Raw genomic sequence first — 13,594 nt, 5'->3', positions numbered from 1 at the left:
GGCAAAAGCACGATCAAGTTTGCGAATGGCTGCTATGCAATCGTGGAGTGTTGCCCGATTGCCACGTGCGCGGGACGGCCGCCGGCATGCCCCGCCCGGCCTTGACCTCGGGCGCGCCGTGACCGATATGCCATCGACGGCACATCCGGTGTGCCCGCCCCGGGGACGACCCTGCCGGGCGTCGAGCGAACCGGGCGGGGACGGCCCTGCCATAAACGACCTGTCCAGGGGAGTTTGACGATGGCCTGGGTCGCCCTGTTCCTTGCCGGCCTGTTCGAGATCGGCTGGGCCGTCGGACTGAAATACACCGACGGCTTCACGAGACCGATGCCCTCCGTCCTGACGGCGATCGCCATGGCGGCGAGCTTCTTCCTGCTGGCGGTGGCGCTGAGAAGCCTGCCGCTTGGAACCGCCTATGCCATATGGACCGGCATCGGCACGGTGGGTACGGTGCTTCTGGGCATCGTGATCTTCGGCGAGGAGACGACGGTGCTGAGGCTGGCCTGCATCGGGCTGATCGTGACGGGCCTTGCCGGCCTCAAGCTGATCACCCCCTGACAGGCCCGGCCGCACCTTTTGCGAATGGAGACAGGCTGATGAGCGCGAATGCCGGCGGCGACGGCGATCTTCTCACCGCACGCAAGGAGACCGCGCGGCAGTGGTTCGAGACCCTGCGCGACGAGATCTGCGCGGCCTTCGAGGCGCTGGAGGACGAGCTTGAGGACGGCCCGCCGGCGGACCGCCCCGCGGGCCGTTTCGAACGCACGCCGTGGTCGCGCGAGGACGGCGAGGGCGGCGGCGGCGTGGCCGGCATGCTCCATGGCCGCGTCTTCGAGAAAGCCGGCGTCCATGTCTCCACGGTCCATGGCGAGTTCAGCCCCGAATTCCGCGCCAGCATCCCCGGCGCCGAGGACGACCCGCAATTCTGGGCCTCCGGCGTCTCGCTCATCGCCCATCCCTGGAACCCGAATGTGCCGGCGGTGCACATGAACACGCGCTTCGTGGTCACGACCCGCTCGTGGTTCGGCGGCGGCGCGGACCTCACCCCCGTGCTCGACCGGCGGCGCACCCAGGACGACCCGGATTCGCGCGATTTCCACGCGGCCATGAAGCAGGCCTGCGAGGCCCATGAGGTGGCCGATTACGGGCGCTACAAGCAATGGTGCGACGACTATTTCCACCTCGCCCATCGCGACGAGCCGCGCGGCATCGGGGGCATCTTCTTCGACTACCACAATTCCGGGGACTGGGACGCCGACTTCGCCTTCGTGCAGGATGTCGGCCGCGCCTTCCGCGACATCTATCCCGCCCTCGTCCGGCGCAACATGCATCGCGCCTGGAGCGAGGCCGACCGCGAGGAACAGCTCGTGCGCCGCGGCCGCTATGTGGAGTTCAACCTCATCTACGACCGCGGAACGCTGTTCGGCCTGAAGACGGGCGGCAATGTGGAGACCATCCTGTCCTCCATGCCGCCGGTCGCGAAATGGCCGTGAGACACTAACTCCACCTCCCCGCCTCCTCTCGCCGCGTGCGCAGGCACCTGTCCGCACTCCTCTGACAGGCCTTTCGTGCCGCAAGCGGGAACAACGAACGACACATGCCGCGTTTGGACCGCGCCGCCGGAGCCGATTTCACTCCAGGTGAAACAGACCGCTCATCCCGGCGAAAGCCGGGATCTCTTGCCCAACACGCCTGAGATCCCGGCTTTCGCCGGGATGAGCGGGGAGGCATGCTGAGTCGACCCGACTGCACTGCGCTCCGGCGTCCCCGCAAGCACGTCACGGCAAGTTGATGGGGAGTTGTCTTGCCGGTGCGGCGGGCGTCCGCCTAGCGTCATGGACGGTTTCCCGTTCCTGCCGGACCCGCGCCCCATGCACACGCTCATCCTGTTCGCCGCCCTTGCCGCCATCGCCGCCGTCTCGGTCGCCATCGCGCCGCGCGTGCGCGCTCCCGACGGCTTCTTCCGGGGCCTCGACGAGAGCGGCGCGGCGCCCTCGCTCGTCACGCTGGTCTTCAGCCAGGTGACGACCTGGATCTTCGCGCGCTCTCTGCTCACCGCCGCCGTCCTCGCCTATGCCTACGGGCTGGCCGGCGCGCTCGCCTATACCGCCTACTATCTCTCCTTCTTCACCGGGGCGGCGATCGTCGACGCGGTGCGCTTCCGCCATGGCTGCGAGAGCATCCAGGCGTTTCTCGCGCAGAAGTTCGGCCGGTCGGGCACGCTCGCCTACAATATCCTCGTGGCGGTGCGGCTTCTCTCGGAGGTCTTCGCCAACCTGATCGTGGTGGGGCTCGTCTTCGGGACGGAGGGGACGGCAACCTATTTCGCCGCGATCCTCGCGCTCACGGCGGTCATTCTGGGCTATTCGCTCTTCGGAGGCCTAAGGGCCTCGCTGCGCACGGATGTCTTCCAGATGGGCGCGTTCCTCGTGGCGCTCGCCGTCATCGTCTGGCAGCTTTCCGGCGAACCCGGATGGAGCCTCGCGCTCATCGCCGACAGCGCGCCCGCCGCCTCGTCTCCCGGCTGGGCGTTGCTCGCCGTCGCTTTCCTGCAGATCGTCAGCTATCCGATGCACGATCCGGTCATGATGGATCGCGGCTTTCTCGCCGACCGGCGCCGCACCGCGCTGAGCTTTATCTATGCGGGCCTCCTCTCCATGGCCTGCATCTTCGCCTTCGCGCTGCTCGGCCTCTATGCAGCGACCGGCGCGGAACAGGGCGAACCGCTGCTCGACGCGCTCTCGCGGCTGATCGGGCCCGGCGCGATGCTGTTCGTCAATCTGGCGCTGATCGTGTCGGCGGCCTCGACGCTCGATTCCACCCTGTCGAGCGCGGCCAAGCTCGCCGTCGTCGATGCCGGCCTCGCCCGGCCGACGCTTGCCAATGGCCGCATCGCCATGGTCGCCTTCATGGCCGGCGGCCTCGCCTTCCTGTTCGCCCGGACGAGCGAGCTCTACACCGCGGTCGCGGTCTCCGGCACCGCGTCGCTGTTCCTCGCCCCCGTCATCGTGGTGAGCCTGTGGGGCGGGCGCGACGTGGCGGTGTGGGCCTTCCATGTGGCGGTCGCCGCCGCGCTCGCCGGCGCGGTGCTCTATTTCGTCGAGGCCGGAGGTACCGTCTCCGTCATCGAGCCGGTGCTCGGCGTCACCCACAAATACGAGAAGCTGCTCGCCATCTGCGTCGCGGTCCTCGCCATCGGCTTCTGCGCCTTCGCGCTGGCGCTCAGGCCGGCCCGGGCGGGGCGGCCGGCGGCGTGAGCGCCGGGAAGCCGCCCGTCTGGCGCAGAGCCTCGCCCATGACCATCGCGCAGGCGACCGCCACGTTGAGCGAGCGCAGGCCGGGCTTCATGGGAATGGCGAGCCGTGCGGCCGCCGCCTCGTGAACCGCCTCCGGCACGCCCGCCGATTCGCGCCCCAGCATGATCGCGTCGCCGGGCGAGAAGGCGAAGTCGGTATAGGGCGTCTCCGCGCGGGTCGTCATGAGCACGAGCCGGCGCTCGCCCAGTCCGGCCAGGAACGCCTCGTAGCTGGCATGGCGGGTGACGGCGGCGAGGTCGAGATAGTCCATGCCGGCCCGGCGCAGGCGCGGCTCGCTCCAGACAAACCCTGCCGGCTCAATGACATGCACGGCGAGCCCCAGGCACGCGCCGAGCCTCATGATGGTGCCGGCGTTCTGCGGGATGTCGGGCTGGAAGAGAGCGATTTCAATCATCCGGACCGTGTCAAGGCTTTAACGATTATAATTCCATGCGACATTTTGACGGAACGTGCCAAGGCTGGACAATCCCGTATGAGAGTGCGAAAAGATCGCCCGTCTGCCAGAGGCGGGCGCTTATTTCATTGGGGGATGCGCGCAGAAGCGTTCTTAAACATGCTTCGTCCGGTGTGGGAGATAATTCCGCCGGAGGAGGCATTCAAGAAGCGGCTTGAGGGCAATGCATCTCCCAGCTACCCAGATGACGATGCCGAACGGCTTCCAGAGAGCCGGCCTTCTAAGGGGTTAGACAGTGGCAGCGACGGACACCAAGGAACCGACGAGGCGCGATTTTCTCTATATCGCGACGGGCTCGTTTGCCGCGGTTGGCGCGGCGGCGACGCTATGGCCGTTCATTGATCAGATGAATCCCGACGCATCGGTGCGCGCACTCGCCGCCATCGAGGTCGACCTGGCGCCGCTCGAGGAAGGCCAGAGCATCACGGTGAACTGGCGCGGCAACCCGGTCTTCGTGCGTTACCGGACCGGGGCGGAGATCGAAGAGGCCAAGGCCGTCCCGATCGGCGAGCTGCGCGATCCCTATGCGCGCAACCCCGCGCTGCCCGAGGATGCGCCGGCCAGCGACGTCAACCGCGTCATCGAGGGCAAGGAGCAGTATCTCATCCAGATCGGCGTGTGCACCCATCTCGGCTGCGTCCCGATCGGCGAGTCGGGCGATTTCGACGGCTGGTTCTGCCCGTGCCACGGTTCGCACTACGACACGGCGGGCCGCATCCGGAAGGGCCCGGCGCCGGAGAACCTGCCCATCCCGCCCTATGAGTACATCACCGACAGCAAAGTCCGGATCGGCTAAGGGAGCGGGGCAATGAGCGGACATTCGACCTTTCAGCCGAAGAACGCGGCGGTGAAGTGGCTGGACCAGCGCCTGCCGATCATCAGCTTGATGACCGAGCACGCGATGGACTTCCCCACGCCGAAGAACCTGAACTACTGGTGGACCTTCGGCGGCATCCTGATGCTGTGCCTGGTGCTGCAGATCGTCACCGGCATCGTTCTGGTGATGCACTACACCCCGCATACGGACCTCGCCTTCCGCAGCGTCGAGCAGATCATGCGCGACGTGAACTATGGCTGGCTCCTGCGCTACATGCACGCCAACGGCGCGTCGTTCTTCTTCATCGCCGTCTATATCCACATCTTCCGGGGCCTCTATTACGGCTCCTACAAGGCGCCGCGCGAGGTGCTGTGGATCCTGGGCGTCATCATCCTGCTGGTCATGATGGCCACCGCCTTCATGGGCTACGTGCTTCCCTGGGGCCAGATGAGCTTCTGGGGCGCGAAGGTGATCACCAACCTGTTCTCCGCGGTGCCCTTCGTCGGCGACAGCATCGTGACCTGGCTGTGGGGCGGATTCTCCGTCGACAATCCGACGCTGCAGCGCTTCTTCTCGCTGCATTACCTCCTGCCCTTCGTCCTGGCGGGCATCGTGGTCCTGCATGTCTGGGCGCTGCACGTTCCCGGCAACAACAACCCGACGGGCGTCGACGTGAAGTCGGGGGCGGACACCGTGCCGTTCCACCCCTACTACACGATCAAGGACGGCTTCGCGATCATGGTGTTCCTCGCCGTCTACGCGCTGTTCGTCTTCTACCTGCCGAACTATCTCGGCCACCCGATCAACTACGAGGTTGCCGATCCCCTGAAGACGCCGTCGCACATCGTGCCGGAGTGGTACTTCCTGCCCTTCTACGCGATCCTGCGGTCGATCCCGGACAAGCTGCTCGGCGTCGTCGCGATGTTCGGCTCGATCCTCGTGCTCGTGATCGTGCCCTGGCTCGACACCTCCAAGGTGCGCTCGGCCTCCTACCGGCCCATCTACCGGCAGTTCTTCTGGCTGCTTGCCATCGACTGCGTCGTGCTCGGCATCGTCGGCGCGAAGCCGCCGGAGGGCATCTGGCTGATCATCGGCCGCATCGCCACCGCGTACTACTTCGTGCACTTCCTCGTGATCATGCCGCTGGTCGGGCTGATGGAGCGGCCGAGGCCGCTGCCCGCGAGCATCTCCGAATCGGTGCTGGGCAAGAAGAAGCACGACGCGCAAGCACAGGCCGCCGAGTGAAGCGCCGAGGTCAAGGAGCGGGATTGAACGTCATGAATAAGATCCGCACACTCATCGCCATTGCCGGCCTCAGCGCCATGGCAGCCCTGTCCGGCACGCCCGCGCAGGCCGCCGGGGAGGTTCACGAGGCGGAAGACATCGATTTCTCCTTCGAGGGCCCCTTCGGCCTGTTCGACCGGGCGCAGCTTCAGCGCGGCTTCCAGGTCTACAAGGAGGTCTGCTCGGTCTGCCATGCCATGAACCTCGTCCATTACCGCAATCTCGGCGATCCGGGCGGACCGGAGTTCCCCGAGGCGCAGGTGAAGGCGATCGCGGGGACCGTCCAGGTCGAGGACGGCCCCGACGACCAGGGCGAGATGTTCATGCGTCCCGGCGAGCCGGCCGACGCCTTCGTCGCGCCCTTCCCCAACGACGCCGCCGCGCGGGCCGCCAATGGCGGCGCGCTGCCGCCGGACCTGTCGCTGATCACCAAGTCGCGCGAGGGTTGGACCGGCACCTTCCGCCACCTCGTCGACGGCATTGGCGGGCCGGAATATGTCCACGCCGTGCTCACCGGCTACGAGGAGCCGCCGGCGGATGTGGAAGAGGGCCCGCCCGGCAAGTTCTACAACCCCTATTTCTCCGCCGGCCCCTGGATCTCCATGCCGCCGCCGCTCAATGACGGCGCGGTGGAGTATGCCGACGGCACCGAGGCGACGGTGGACCAGATGTCGCGCGACGTCTCCGCCTTCCTCGCCTGGGCGGCGGAGCCGAAGATGGAGCAGCGCAAGCAGCTCGGCTTCAAGGTGATCATCTACCTCCTGATCCTCTCCATCCTGCTCTATCTCACCAAGAAGAAGCTCTGGAGCCGGATCGAGCACTGACAGGCGGCTTGCGGGGCGATCCCGATCTGACATAGATGATGGCGGCGTTCCGGTCCGGGCGTCGCCATTTTCGTTTCCAACGCTGAAAGGTGCGCCATGGCGAAGGCCGTTCTGGGCATTATCGGAGGCAGCGGCGTCTACGACATCGAGATGGACGACGCCCGCTGGGAGGCGGTGGACAGCCCGTGGGGCACGCCGTCCGACGAGCTGCGCATCGGCGAGATCGGCGGGCTCCCCGTCGTCTTCCTGCCGCGCCACGGGCGCGGGCATGCGCTGTCGCCGAGCGATATCGACTATCGCGCCAATATCGACGCCATGAAGCGGGCGGGCGTCACCGATCTCGTCTCGGTGTCGGCCTGCGGCTCGTTCCGCGAGGAGCTCGCGCCCGGCACCTTCGTGCTCGTCGACCAGTTCATCGACCGCACCTTCGCACGGCCGAAGAGCTTCTTCGGCAAGGGCTGCGTCGCCCATGTCTCCATGGCCTATCCGGTAAGCCCCGGCCTCGTCGACCGCGTGGCCGCGGCCGCTGAGGCCGAGCAGATCCCCGCCCATCGCGGCGGCACCTATCTCGCCATGGAGGGCCCGCAATTCTCCACGCTTGCCGAATCGCACCTCTACCGAAGCTGGAACTGCGACGTGATCGGCATGACCAACATGCCCGAGGCCAAGCTCGCCCGCGAGGCGGAGCTGTGCTACGCGACCGTCGCCATGGTGACGGACTACGATTCCTGGCACCCCCATCACGGCGAGGTCGACATCACCTCGATCATCGCCGTGATGAAGCGGAATGCGGAGAATGCCCGCCGGCTCGTCTCGCGGCTCGCCCGCGACATGCCGCACGAGCACGAGCCCTGCCCCGCGGGTACCGACACCGCCCTCGACTATGCGATCCTGACCGCGCCGGACGCCCGCGACCCCGCGCTTGTCGCCAAGCTCGACGCGGTCGCGGGGCGGGTTCTCGACCGCGAAGGATGACCGGCCGGCTCAGTAATGCGGCATCATGAACAGGCCGCCCAGCAGCATGGAGAGGATGCCGCCGATCAGGGTGAGGATGAGGATGGCCGGGATGGAGGCGATGGCCCATTTCACCATGAACACCACCATCGACCAGAAGGGCATGCGGATGTCCCTGATGACCACTTCCCTGCGCTCGCTTTCCATTCGGGTCTCCTTGCCTGTCTCTGCCGGGTTGCGGACCCCGCTTTTCCACAGGAACGCCCTTGAGTCCAGAGGGCGTGTCATGACGCCCGCCATGGATTAAGGTTACGCCCTTTGGGGAGAGCGATCTTGACAGGAGGAAGAGGAATGAACCGCCTTGTGGCCGCGTTTGCGCTTGCCGTGCTGGCCGTCATGGCCGGCCCCTCCGCCCCCGCCGGGGCGGCGGAGGATCCGCTCAAAGTGGGATTCGTCTATGTCGGGCCGATCGGCGATCACGGCTGGACCTACCAGCACGACCAGGGCCGCAAGGCGCTGAAGGCCGAATTCGGCGACAAGGTGGAGACCGCCTATGTGGAGAATGTCAGCGAGGGCGCCGATGCCGAGCGCGTGATCCGCGAGCTCGCCGCCAGCGGCAACGACCTGATCTTCACCACCTCCTTCGGCTTCATGAACCCGACCGTGAAGGTCGCCCGCCAGTTCCCGGACAAAAAATTCGAGCACGCCACGGGCTACAAGCGCGCCGACAACGTCGCCACCTATGCCGCCCGCTTCTACGAGGGCCGCGCCGTCATCGGCACCATTGCCGGGCGCATGACGAAGTCGAACGTCATCGGCTATATCGGCGCGGTGCCGATCCCGGAGGTGGTGCGCGGCATCAACGCCTTCACCATCGCGCTCAGGAAGGTCAATCCGGACGCGACCGTGCGCGTCGTGTGGGTGAACAGCTGGTACGATCCCGGCAAGGAGGCGGAGGCCGCGAAGGTGCTGATCGACCAGGGCGCGGACATCCTCGTCCAGCACACCGATTCGACCGCGCCGCTGCAGGCCGCGGAGAAGGCCGGCATCTACGGCTTCGGCCAGGCCTCCGACATGGCGGCCTTCGCGCCCAAGGCCCAGCTCACCGCCATCGTGGACGACTGGTCGGGCTACTATATCGACCGCGCCCGCGCGGTGATGGACGGCACATGGGCATCCACCGACACCTGGGGCGGGCTCGCCTCCGGCATGGTGAAGCTCGCGCCCTATAACGAGGAGGCCATGCCCGCCGACGTCGTCGCGGAGGCCAGGGCGGTCGAGGAGGCCATCAAGTCGGGCGAGCGCGACCCCTTCGCCGGCCCCGTCCGCGACCAGTCCGGCACGGTGCGCATCGCGGAGGGCGAGACCGCCTCCGACAAGGAACTCCTCGGCATGAACTGGTATGTCGAGGGCGTCGAAGGCAAGCTGCCGAACTGACATCCGCCGAACCGACATCTGAAGGAGACCCCGCGCCGATGAACGACGTGCGCCATCTCATGGACCTGAAGTCGCTGGTCCGCTCGATCCCGGACTATCCCAAGCCCGGCATCGTGTTCCGCGACATCACCACGCTCATCGCCGATCCGCGGGGCCTGCGCGCGGCGGTGGACGAGCTGATCTGGCCGTTCATCGGCGAGAAGATCGACCATGTGGCGGGCATCGAGGCGCGGGGATTCATCCTCGGCGGCGCGGTCGCCCACGAGCTGGGGCTCGGCTTCGTGCCGATCCGCAAGAAGGGCAAGCTGCCCTGGAAGACCATCGGCAAGGAATACCAGCTCGAATACGGCGTCGACACGGTGGAGATCCACGCCGACGCCATCGGCAAGGGCGACCGGGTGCTGCTGATCGACGACCTGATCGCCACCGGCGGCACGGCGGACGCGGCCATCGAGCTCATCCACGAATCGGGCGGCGAGACGGTGGCGGCCGCCTTCGTGGTCGACCTGCCCTTCCTCAAGGGCGCCGCGCGGCTGAGGGACAAGGGCGTGTCCGTGCACACGCTGCTCGAGTTCGAGGGCGAATGACAAGGCCCCGCTCCGGCCCCCGCGGGGCCGGCGGGACGGCGGGAGGTATCGCATGAAGGTCAACGGCGTCCATTACCGCTCGATCTGGCCCGACGGGGACGACGAGACGGTCTCGATCATCGACCAGACGAAGCTGCCGCACCGCTTCGAGATCGCCCGGCTGGAGACGCTGGACGACGCCGCGCGCGCCATCGAGACCATGCAGGTGCGCGGCGCGCCGCTGATCGGGGCGACTGCGGCCTACGGGATCTGCCTGGCCCTTGGCGAGGACGCCTCCGACGACGCGCTGGAGGCGGCGGCGGAGCGGCTGCGCGCCACGCGGCCGACGGCGATCAACCTCAACTGGGCCATAGACGAGATGCTCGCCGCGGTCCGCAACCGCCCGCGCGGCGAACGGCTCCAGGCCGCCCGGGTGCGGGCGCACGAGATCTGCGACGAAGATGTGGAGACCAACCGGCGGATCGGCGAGCACGGGCTGACGCTCATTCGCGACGCGGCGGCGGCCAAGCCCGGCGAGACGGTCAACATCCTCACCCATTGCAATGCCGGCTGGATCGCGACCGTCGACTGGGGTACCGCGCTCGCCCCCATCTACATGGCGCACGATGCGGGGCTGCCGGTCCATGTCTGGGTGGACGAGACGCGCCCGCGCAACCAGGGCGCCGCGCTCACCGCCTGGGAGCTCGGCGGCCACGGCGTGCCCCACACCATCGTCGCCGACAATGCCGGCGGGCATCTCATGCAGCACGGCCTCGTGGATCTGTGCATCACCGGCACGGACCGCACGACGGCGGCGGGCGACGTCGCCAACAAGATCGGCACCTATCTCAAGGCGCTGGCCGCGAAGGACAATGGCGTGCCGTTCCATGTGGCGCTCCCCTCCTCCACCATCGACTGGACCATCGAGGACGGTGTCGCCGGCATTCCTATCGAGGAGCGCGAGGCCCGAGAGGTGACCCATGTCCAGGGGCTCGGGCCCGATGGCGAGATCGTGAGCGTGGAGATCGCCGCGCCGGGCAGCCCGGCGGCGAACTACGCCTTCGACGTGACGCCCGCCCGCCTCGTCACCGGCCTCATCACCGAGCGCGGCCTGTGCCCGGCCAGCGGCGAGGGCCTGCGCGCGCTCTTTCCGGAGAAGGGCTGACCCCATGGCCCCCGACGAGGAGATGCCCCCCGCCGAGGAGATGGCCCCCGCCGAGGAGACCGCGCTGCGCGAGGAGATCGTGGCGACCGCCCGCGCCATGAGCGCGAAGGGCCTGTCGCCCCAGCGCTCCGGAAACGTCTCCGCGCGCGCCGGCGGCGACGCCATCCTGATCACGCCCTCAGGCCTTGCCTACGAGGCCATGGCGCCCGGCGACATCGTGCGGGTGGGACTCGACGGCGCGCGCGCCCCCGGCCAGATGAAGCCGTCGAGCGAGACCCCCTTCCACCTCGCCATCTACCGGGCGCGGCCGGAGGCGAAGGCCATCGTCCATTGCCATTCGCCCGCCGCCACGACACTCGCCTGCGCGCGCCGGGCGATCCCCGCCTTCCACTACATGGTCGCCGCCGCCGGCGGCCCCGACATACGCTGCGCGCCCTACGCCACCTTCGGCACGGACGACCTCGCCGACAACACGGTGAAGGCCCTCGAAGGCCGCCGCGCCTGCCTGCTGGCCAATCACGGCCAGGTCGCCTTCGGCCCCGATCTCGGCAAGGCCCTCGAACTGGCGGCGGAAGTCGAAACCCTGTCGGGGGAATATCTCGACCTCCTCAAACTCGGCGAAGTCCACGTGCTGGACGAGGAGGAAATGGCGCGGGTGTTGGAGCTGTTTAGGGGGTATGGGGTGCAGGGGGAGAAGTGAGGGGGCATTGGAGAACTCGCCGATTGCATCCCCCGCGCCAACCTGAATGGCGCATTCGTACTAAGAGAGGAAAAACACACGATGTTTATGGCACAACCCAATTCAGAACAATAATATTATCCTCAATCAGAACCATCAATATCGGGCTTATTGCAATCTTTCCTAGCGATTTTGGTCCACGTTCCGAAGCATATCTTCCAGATCAGATCCTGATCCGCCCACCCCGGCTTCGATTGAAGAGTTTCGATCACGACCAACTTCTTTCTGTGCGAGAGATACAAATTTTTTCAAACAATCCTCTGAAACAATTTTCATACGTAATCTTTTATCATTATCTGCATCGATCCAATCACGGGAAATTTTGTGAGCAATAACTAAACAATCCAATATCTCTGGTCTATAACCTCTATACGCTGGATATTTATGTCCTCCATGACCATCAATAATTTCATTCTTGAAAAAAATCCTACCAGATTCAACCAATATCGCCGTATCGAACATTATTTCCGTCATTTTATCCTCTGAAACCTCTCGACCCAACCGTGACTCTCCATGTATGCATACAAGAAATAGACTCTCAAGCGTTCGTATCGCCTCATTAGACCATCTCAATACATCATCCCGCCGAAGTTCATCTTTGTGCGATTTTCGCCAGCTGGCAAACAATCCCACGATCCCCACCAGAGAAGAGACGATTGCTGCCATGGTTGTCCACATCGATAAGCTCCCAAGTGAAACGCTCAGAATGGGCAAATCTTGGATGAACTTAACATTATAGGCAATCCAGATATAATAGGAAATGTCCCGCGCAAGCTTGCTACGCCGTCAGCTTAGAAAGCTGCTTATTCGGCACAATTATCGGCATTCGTATTGTCCGAACGCCTCCGCTTGGCGTATCTGCATAGTTCCATTGACATGGGATGACGAGGACTCCCAGAAACCACCTGATCCCGGTGGGCCGCAAAGGGCCGCTTCGGGTCACCCCCCATCATCGGATGGGCATTGCGTTGAGCGGCTATCAACCGCCTACCCCCCAACCCTCTCCACCAACACCTTGCTCCGAAACGCAATCACCGCGTCGCCATTCTGGTTCTTTCCCTCCGCATCGATCGTCACAAGGCCCCAGCCCGGGCGTGAGGCGAGGGTGCGCTTGGCGACTATCTCGTAGGCGTAGGAGACCGTGTCGTCGACATAGACGGGGCGCGGCCAGTGCAGGGCTTCGAAGCCCGGCGAGGGGCCGATCTCGGGCCAGCGGCCGTGGGGCGGGGCCTTGGTGGCACGGATATGCTGGAAATGGCGGACATAGGTCGCCATCCAGGCCGCCGCCGTGTGCCAGCCGGAGGCGCAGAGCGCGCCGAAATGGCTCTTGCGGGCAGCCTCGTCGTCCACATGGAAGGGCTGGAAGTCGTAGCGGCGGGCGTAAGAGAGGATGCGCTCGCGCGTGAAGCGGTAGGCGCCGACGCTCACACGCTGGCCGGGCTCCAGATCCTCGTAGAAGCTGTCAAGCATGGCCGGCCTCCGAGGGGACCGCGCGCGACGCGCGCGTCGCGACGAGGTTCACGCCGCGGACCTCCGCGGCGGTCGCGCCCGTCTGGGTCACGATCTCCCACAGGAAGGTCACGATGCCCATCTCCGGGCGCTTGCGCGAGACGCGGGCGGCGAGCGTCGTGCGGCGCACGCTCAGCACGTCGCCGGGGCGCACGGGCTTCAGCCACTTCACCTCGTCCACCCCGTTGGAGCCCATGCTGGCCGTCCTGAGGACGTAGCCCTCGCAGCACATGCGCATGAGCAGAGCCACGACATGCCAGCCGGACGCGCACAGCCCGCCCATGAAACTCGCCTCCGCGGCCGCCTCGTCGGTATGGAAGGGCAGCGGGTCGAATTCCCGCGCGAAGCTCTTAATCTCGTCCGCCGTCACCTCGAGATGGCCGAACTCGGCGACCTCGCCGACGGGAAAGTCCTCGAAACAGAGCAGATCGTCGTCCAATGGCGGTCTCCCTTTGGCGAAACGGCACCGGCGCGCCCGGCCCCTCCGGCCGACCGCCTCGCCCCTCGTCATGCCCGCGCGGACAGGGG

Annotated in this window: 16 protein-coding genes; 11 read left to right on the top strand and 5 right to left on the bottom strand. The window is 66.2% G+C overall.

What is annotated here, in order from left to right:
- The first annotated feature begins 240 nt into the window (after positions 1-240).
- From sugE to HW532_RS17360, 3 genes are all read left to right on the top strand, one after another.
- Complete coding sequence (sugE, locus tag HW532_RS17370; RefSeq protein ID WP_213161670.1) at positions 241-558, top strand: quaternary ammonium compound efflux SMR transporter SugE; 318 nt, start codon at positions 241-243, stop codon at positions 556-558.
- Positions 559-596: 38 nt separating this feature from the next.
- Positions 597-1,493 carry an oxygen-dependent coproporphyrinogen oxidase gene (gene hemF, locus HW532_RS17365; RefSeq protein WP_213161669.1) on the top strand — a complete coding sequence of 299 codons (897 nt, stop codon included), beginning with the start codon at positions 597-599 and terminating at the stop codon, positions 1,491-1,493.
- Positions 1,494-1,871: 378 nt separating this feature from the next.
- Positions 1,872-3,257 (top strand): SLC5/6 family protein, encoded by a 1,386-nt coding sequence (locus tag HW532_RS17360; protein WP_213161668.1) that lies wholly within the window; start codon positions 1,872-1,874, stop codon positions 3,255-3,257.
- Here HW532_RS17360 and HW532_RS17355 read toward each other — a convergent pair.
- Entirely contained in the window at positions 3,223-3,711 is a 489-nt protein-coding gene (locus HW532_RS17355; RefSeq protein ID WP_213161667.1) for a tRNA (cytidine(34)-2'-O)-methyltransferase, read from the bottom strand. The genes HW532_RS17360 and HW532_RS17355 overlap by 35 nt on opposite strands.
- A 295-nt stretch (positions 3,712-4,006) precedes the next feature.
- Here HW532_RS17355 and petA point away from each other — a divergent pair, with 295 nt between their 5' ends.
- From petA to HW532_RS17335, 4 genes are all read left to right on the top strand, one after another.
- Positions 4,007-4,567: a ubiquinol-cytochrome c reductase iron-sulfur subunit gene (gene petA, locus HW532_RS17350; protein WP_213161666.1), complete on the top strand. Its 561-nt coding sequence runs from the start codon at positions 4,007-4,009 to the stop codon at positions 4,565-4,567.
- Between the two features lie 12 nt (positions 4,568-4,579).
- On the top strand, positions 4,580-5,833 hold the full coding sequence (locus HW532_RS17345) for a cytochrome b (RefSeq protein WP_213161665.1): 1,254 nt from the start codon (positions 4,580-4,582) through the stop codon (positions 5,831-5,833).
- Positions 5,834-5,865: 32 nt separating this feature from the next.
- Positions 5,866-6,696, top strand: coding sequence for a cytochrome c1 (locus HW532_RS17340; RefSeq protein ID WP_213161664.1), 831 nt, complete (start codon positions 5,866-5,868; stop codon positions 6,694-6,696).
- A 96-nt stretch (positions 6,697-6,792) separates the two neighbouring features.
- The gene (locus HW532_RS17335; RefSeq protein WP_213161663.1) at positions 6,793-7,671 is read left to right on the top strand and encodes an S-methyl-5'-thioadenosine phosphorylase; all 879 of its coding nucleotides are present in this window, start codon (positions 6,793-6,795) and stop codon (positions 7,669-7,671) included.
- Positions 7,672-7,680: 9 nt separating this feature from the next.
- Here HW532_RS17335 and HW532_RS17330 read toward each other — a convergent pair whose 3' ends face one another.
- Entirely contained in the window at positions 7,681-7,857 is a 177-nt protein-coding gene (locus tag HW532_RS17330) for a hypothetical protein (protein WP_213161662.1), read from the bottom strand.
- Positions 7,858-8,001: 144 nt separating this feature from the next.
- On the opposite strand from HW532_RS17330, the gene HW532_RS17325 reads away from it, so the two are divergent.
- The 4 genes from HW532_RS17325 to HW532_RS17310 are packed head-to-tail and all read left to right on the top strand — an operon-like array spanning position 8,002 to position 11,518.
- On the top strand, positions 8,002-9,087 hold the full coding sequence (locus HW532_RS17325; protein ID WP_425491887.1) for a BMP family ABC transporter substrate-binding protein: 1,086 nt from the start codon (positions 8,002-8,004) through the stop codon (positions 9,085-9,087).
- 38 nt (positions 9,088-9,125) lie between these two features.
- On the top strand, positions 9,126-9,674 hold the full coding sequence (locus HW532_RS17320; RefSeq protein ID WP_213161661.1) for an adenine phosphoribosyltransferase: 549 nt from the start codon (positions 9,126-9,128) through the stop codon (positions 9,672-9,674).
- 52 nt (positions 9,675-9,726) lie between these two features.
- Positions 9,727-10,818, top strand: coding sequence for an S-methyl-5-thioribose-1-phosphate isomerase (mtnA, locus tag HW532_RS17315; RefSeq protein ID WP_213161660.1), 1,092 nt, complete (start codon positions 9,727-9,729; stop codon positions 10,816-10,818).
- A gap of 4 nt (positions 10,819-10,822) precedes the next feature.
- Positions 10,823-11,518 (top strand): class II aldolase/adducin family protein, encoded by a 696-nt coding sequence (locus HW532_RS17310; RefSeq protein WP_246479280.1) that lies wholly within the window; start codon positions 10,823-10,825, stop codon positions 11,516-11,518.
- Between the two features lie 162 nt (positions 11,519-11,680).
- Here HW532_RS17310 and HW532_RS17305 read toward each other — a convergent pair whose 3' ends face one another.
- From HW532_RS17305 to HW532_RS17295, 3 genes are all read right to left on the bottom strand, one after another.
- Entirely contained in the window at positions 11,681-12,235 is a 555-nt protein-coding gene (locus tag HW532_RS17305; RefSeq protein WP_213161659.1) for a hypothetical protein, read from the bottom strand.
- 309 nt (positions 12,236-12,544) lie between these two features.
- Entirely contained in the window at positions 12,545-13,027 is a 483-nt protein-coding gene (locus HW532_RS17300; protein WP_213161658.1) for a MaoC family dehydratase, read from the bottom strand.
- Positions 13,020-13,505: a MaoC family dehydratase gene (locus tag HW532_RS17295; protein WP_246479279.1), complete on the bottom strand. Its 486-nt coding sequence runs from the start codon at positions 13,503-13,505 to the stop codon at positions 13,020-13,022. The genes HW532_RS17300 and HW532_RS17295 overlap by 8 nt, the downstream gene beginning before the upstream one ends.
- Positions 13,506-13,594: the final 89 nt, after the last annotated feature.

This window comes from Kaustia mangrovi, assembly GCF_015482775.1.
Taxonomy (GTDB): domain Bacteria; phylum Pseudomonadota; class Alphaproteobacteria; order Rhizobiales; family Im1; genus Kaustia; species Kaustia mangrovi.
The sequence above is the reverse complement of the archived record's forward strand: the minus strand, read 5'-3'. Positions and strand labels throughout refer to the sequence as shown.

Bases quoted from the DNA above. Each gene is read 5' to 3' on its own strand.
- sugE (WP_213161670.1), top strand. From the start codon at position 241: ATGGCCTGGGTCGCCCTGTTCCTTGCCGGCCTGTTCGAGATCGGCTGG.
- hemF (WP_213161669.1), top strand. From the start codon at position 597: ATGAGCGCGAATGCCGGCGGCGACGGCGATCTTCTCACCGCACGCAAG.
- HW532_RS17360 (WP_213161668.1), top strand. From the start codon at position 1,872: ATGCACACGCTCATCCTGTTCGCCGCCCTTGCCGCCATCGCCGCCGTC.
- HW532_RS17355 (WP_213161667.1), bottom strand. From the start codon at position 3,711: ATGATTGAAATCGCTCTCTTCCAGCCCGACATCCCGCAGAACGCCGGC.
- HW532_RS17345 (WP_213161665.1), top strand. From the start codon at position 4,580: ATGAGCGGACATTCGACCTTTCAGCCGAAGAACGCGGCGGTGAAGTGG.
- HW532_RS17340 (WP_213161664.1), top strand. From the start codon at position 5,866: ATGAATAAGATCCGCACACTCATCGCCATTGCCGGCCTCAGCGCCATG.
- HW532_RS17335 (WP_213161663.1), top strand. From the start codon at position 6,793: ATGGCGAAGGCCGTTCTGGGCATTATCGGAGGCAGCGGCGTCTACGAC.
- HW532_RS17330 (WP_213161662.1), bottom strand. From the start codon at position 7,857: ATGGAAAGCGAGCGCAGGGAAGTGGTCATCAGGGACATCCGCATGCCC.
- HW532_RS17325 (WP_425491887.1), top strand. From the start codon at position 8,002: ATGAACCGCCTTGTGGCCGCGTTTGCGCTTGCCGTGCTGGCCGTCATG.
- HW532_RS17320 (WP_213161661.1), top strand. From the start codon at position 9,126: ATGAACGACGTGCGCCATCTCATGGACCTGAAGTCGCTGGTCCGCTCG.
- mtnA (WP_213161660.1), top strand. From the start codon at position 9,727: ATGAAGGTCAACGGCGTCCATTACCGCTCGATCTGGCCCGACGGGGAC.
- HW532_RS17310 (WP_246479280.1), top strand. From the start codon at position 10,823: ATGGCCCCCGACGAGGAGATGCCCCCCGCCGAGGAGATGGCCCCCGCC.
- HW532_RS17305 (WP_213161659.1), bottom strand. From the start codon at position 12,235: ATGTGGACAACCATGGCAGCAATCGTCTCTTCTCTGGTGGGGATCGTG.
- HW532_RS17300 (WP_213161658.1), bottom strand. From the start codon at position 13,027: ATGCTTGACAGCTTCTACGAGGATCTGGAGCCCGGCCAGCGTGTGAGC.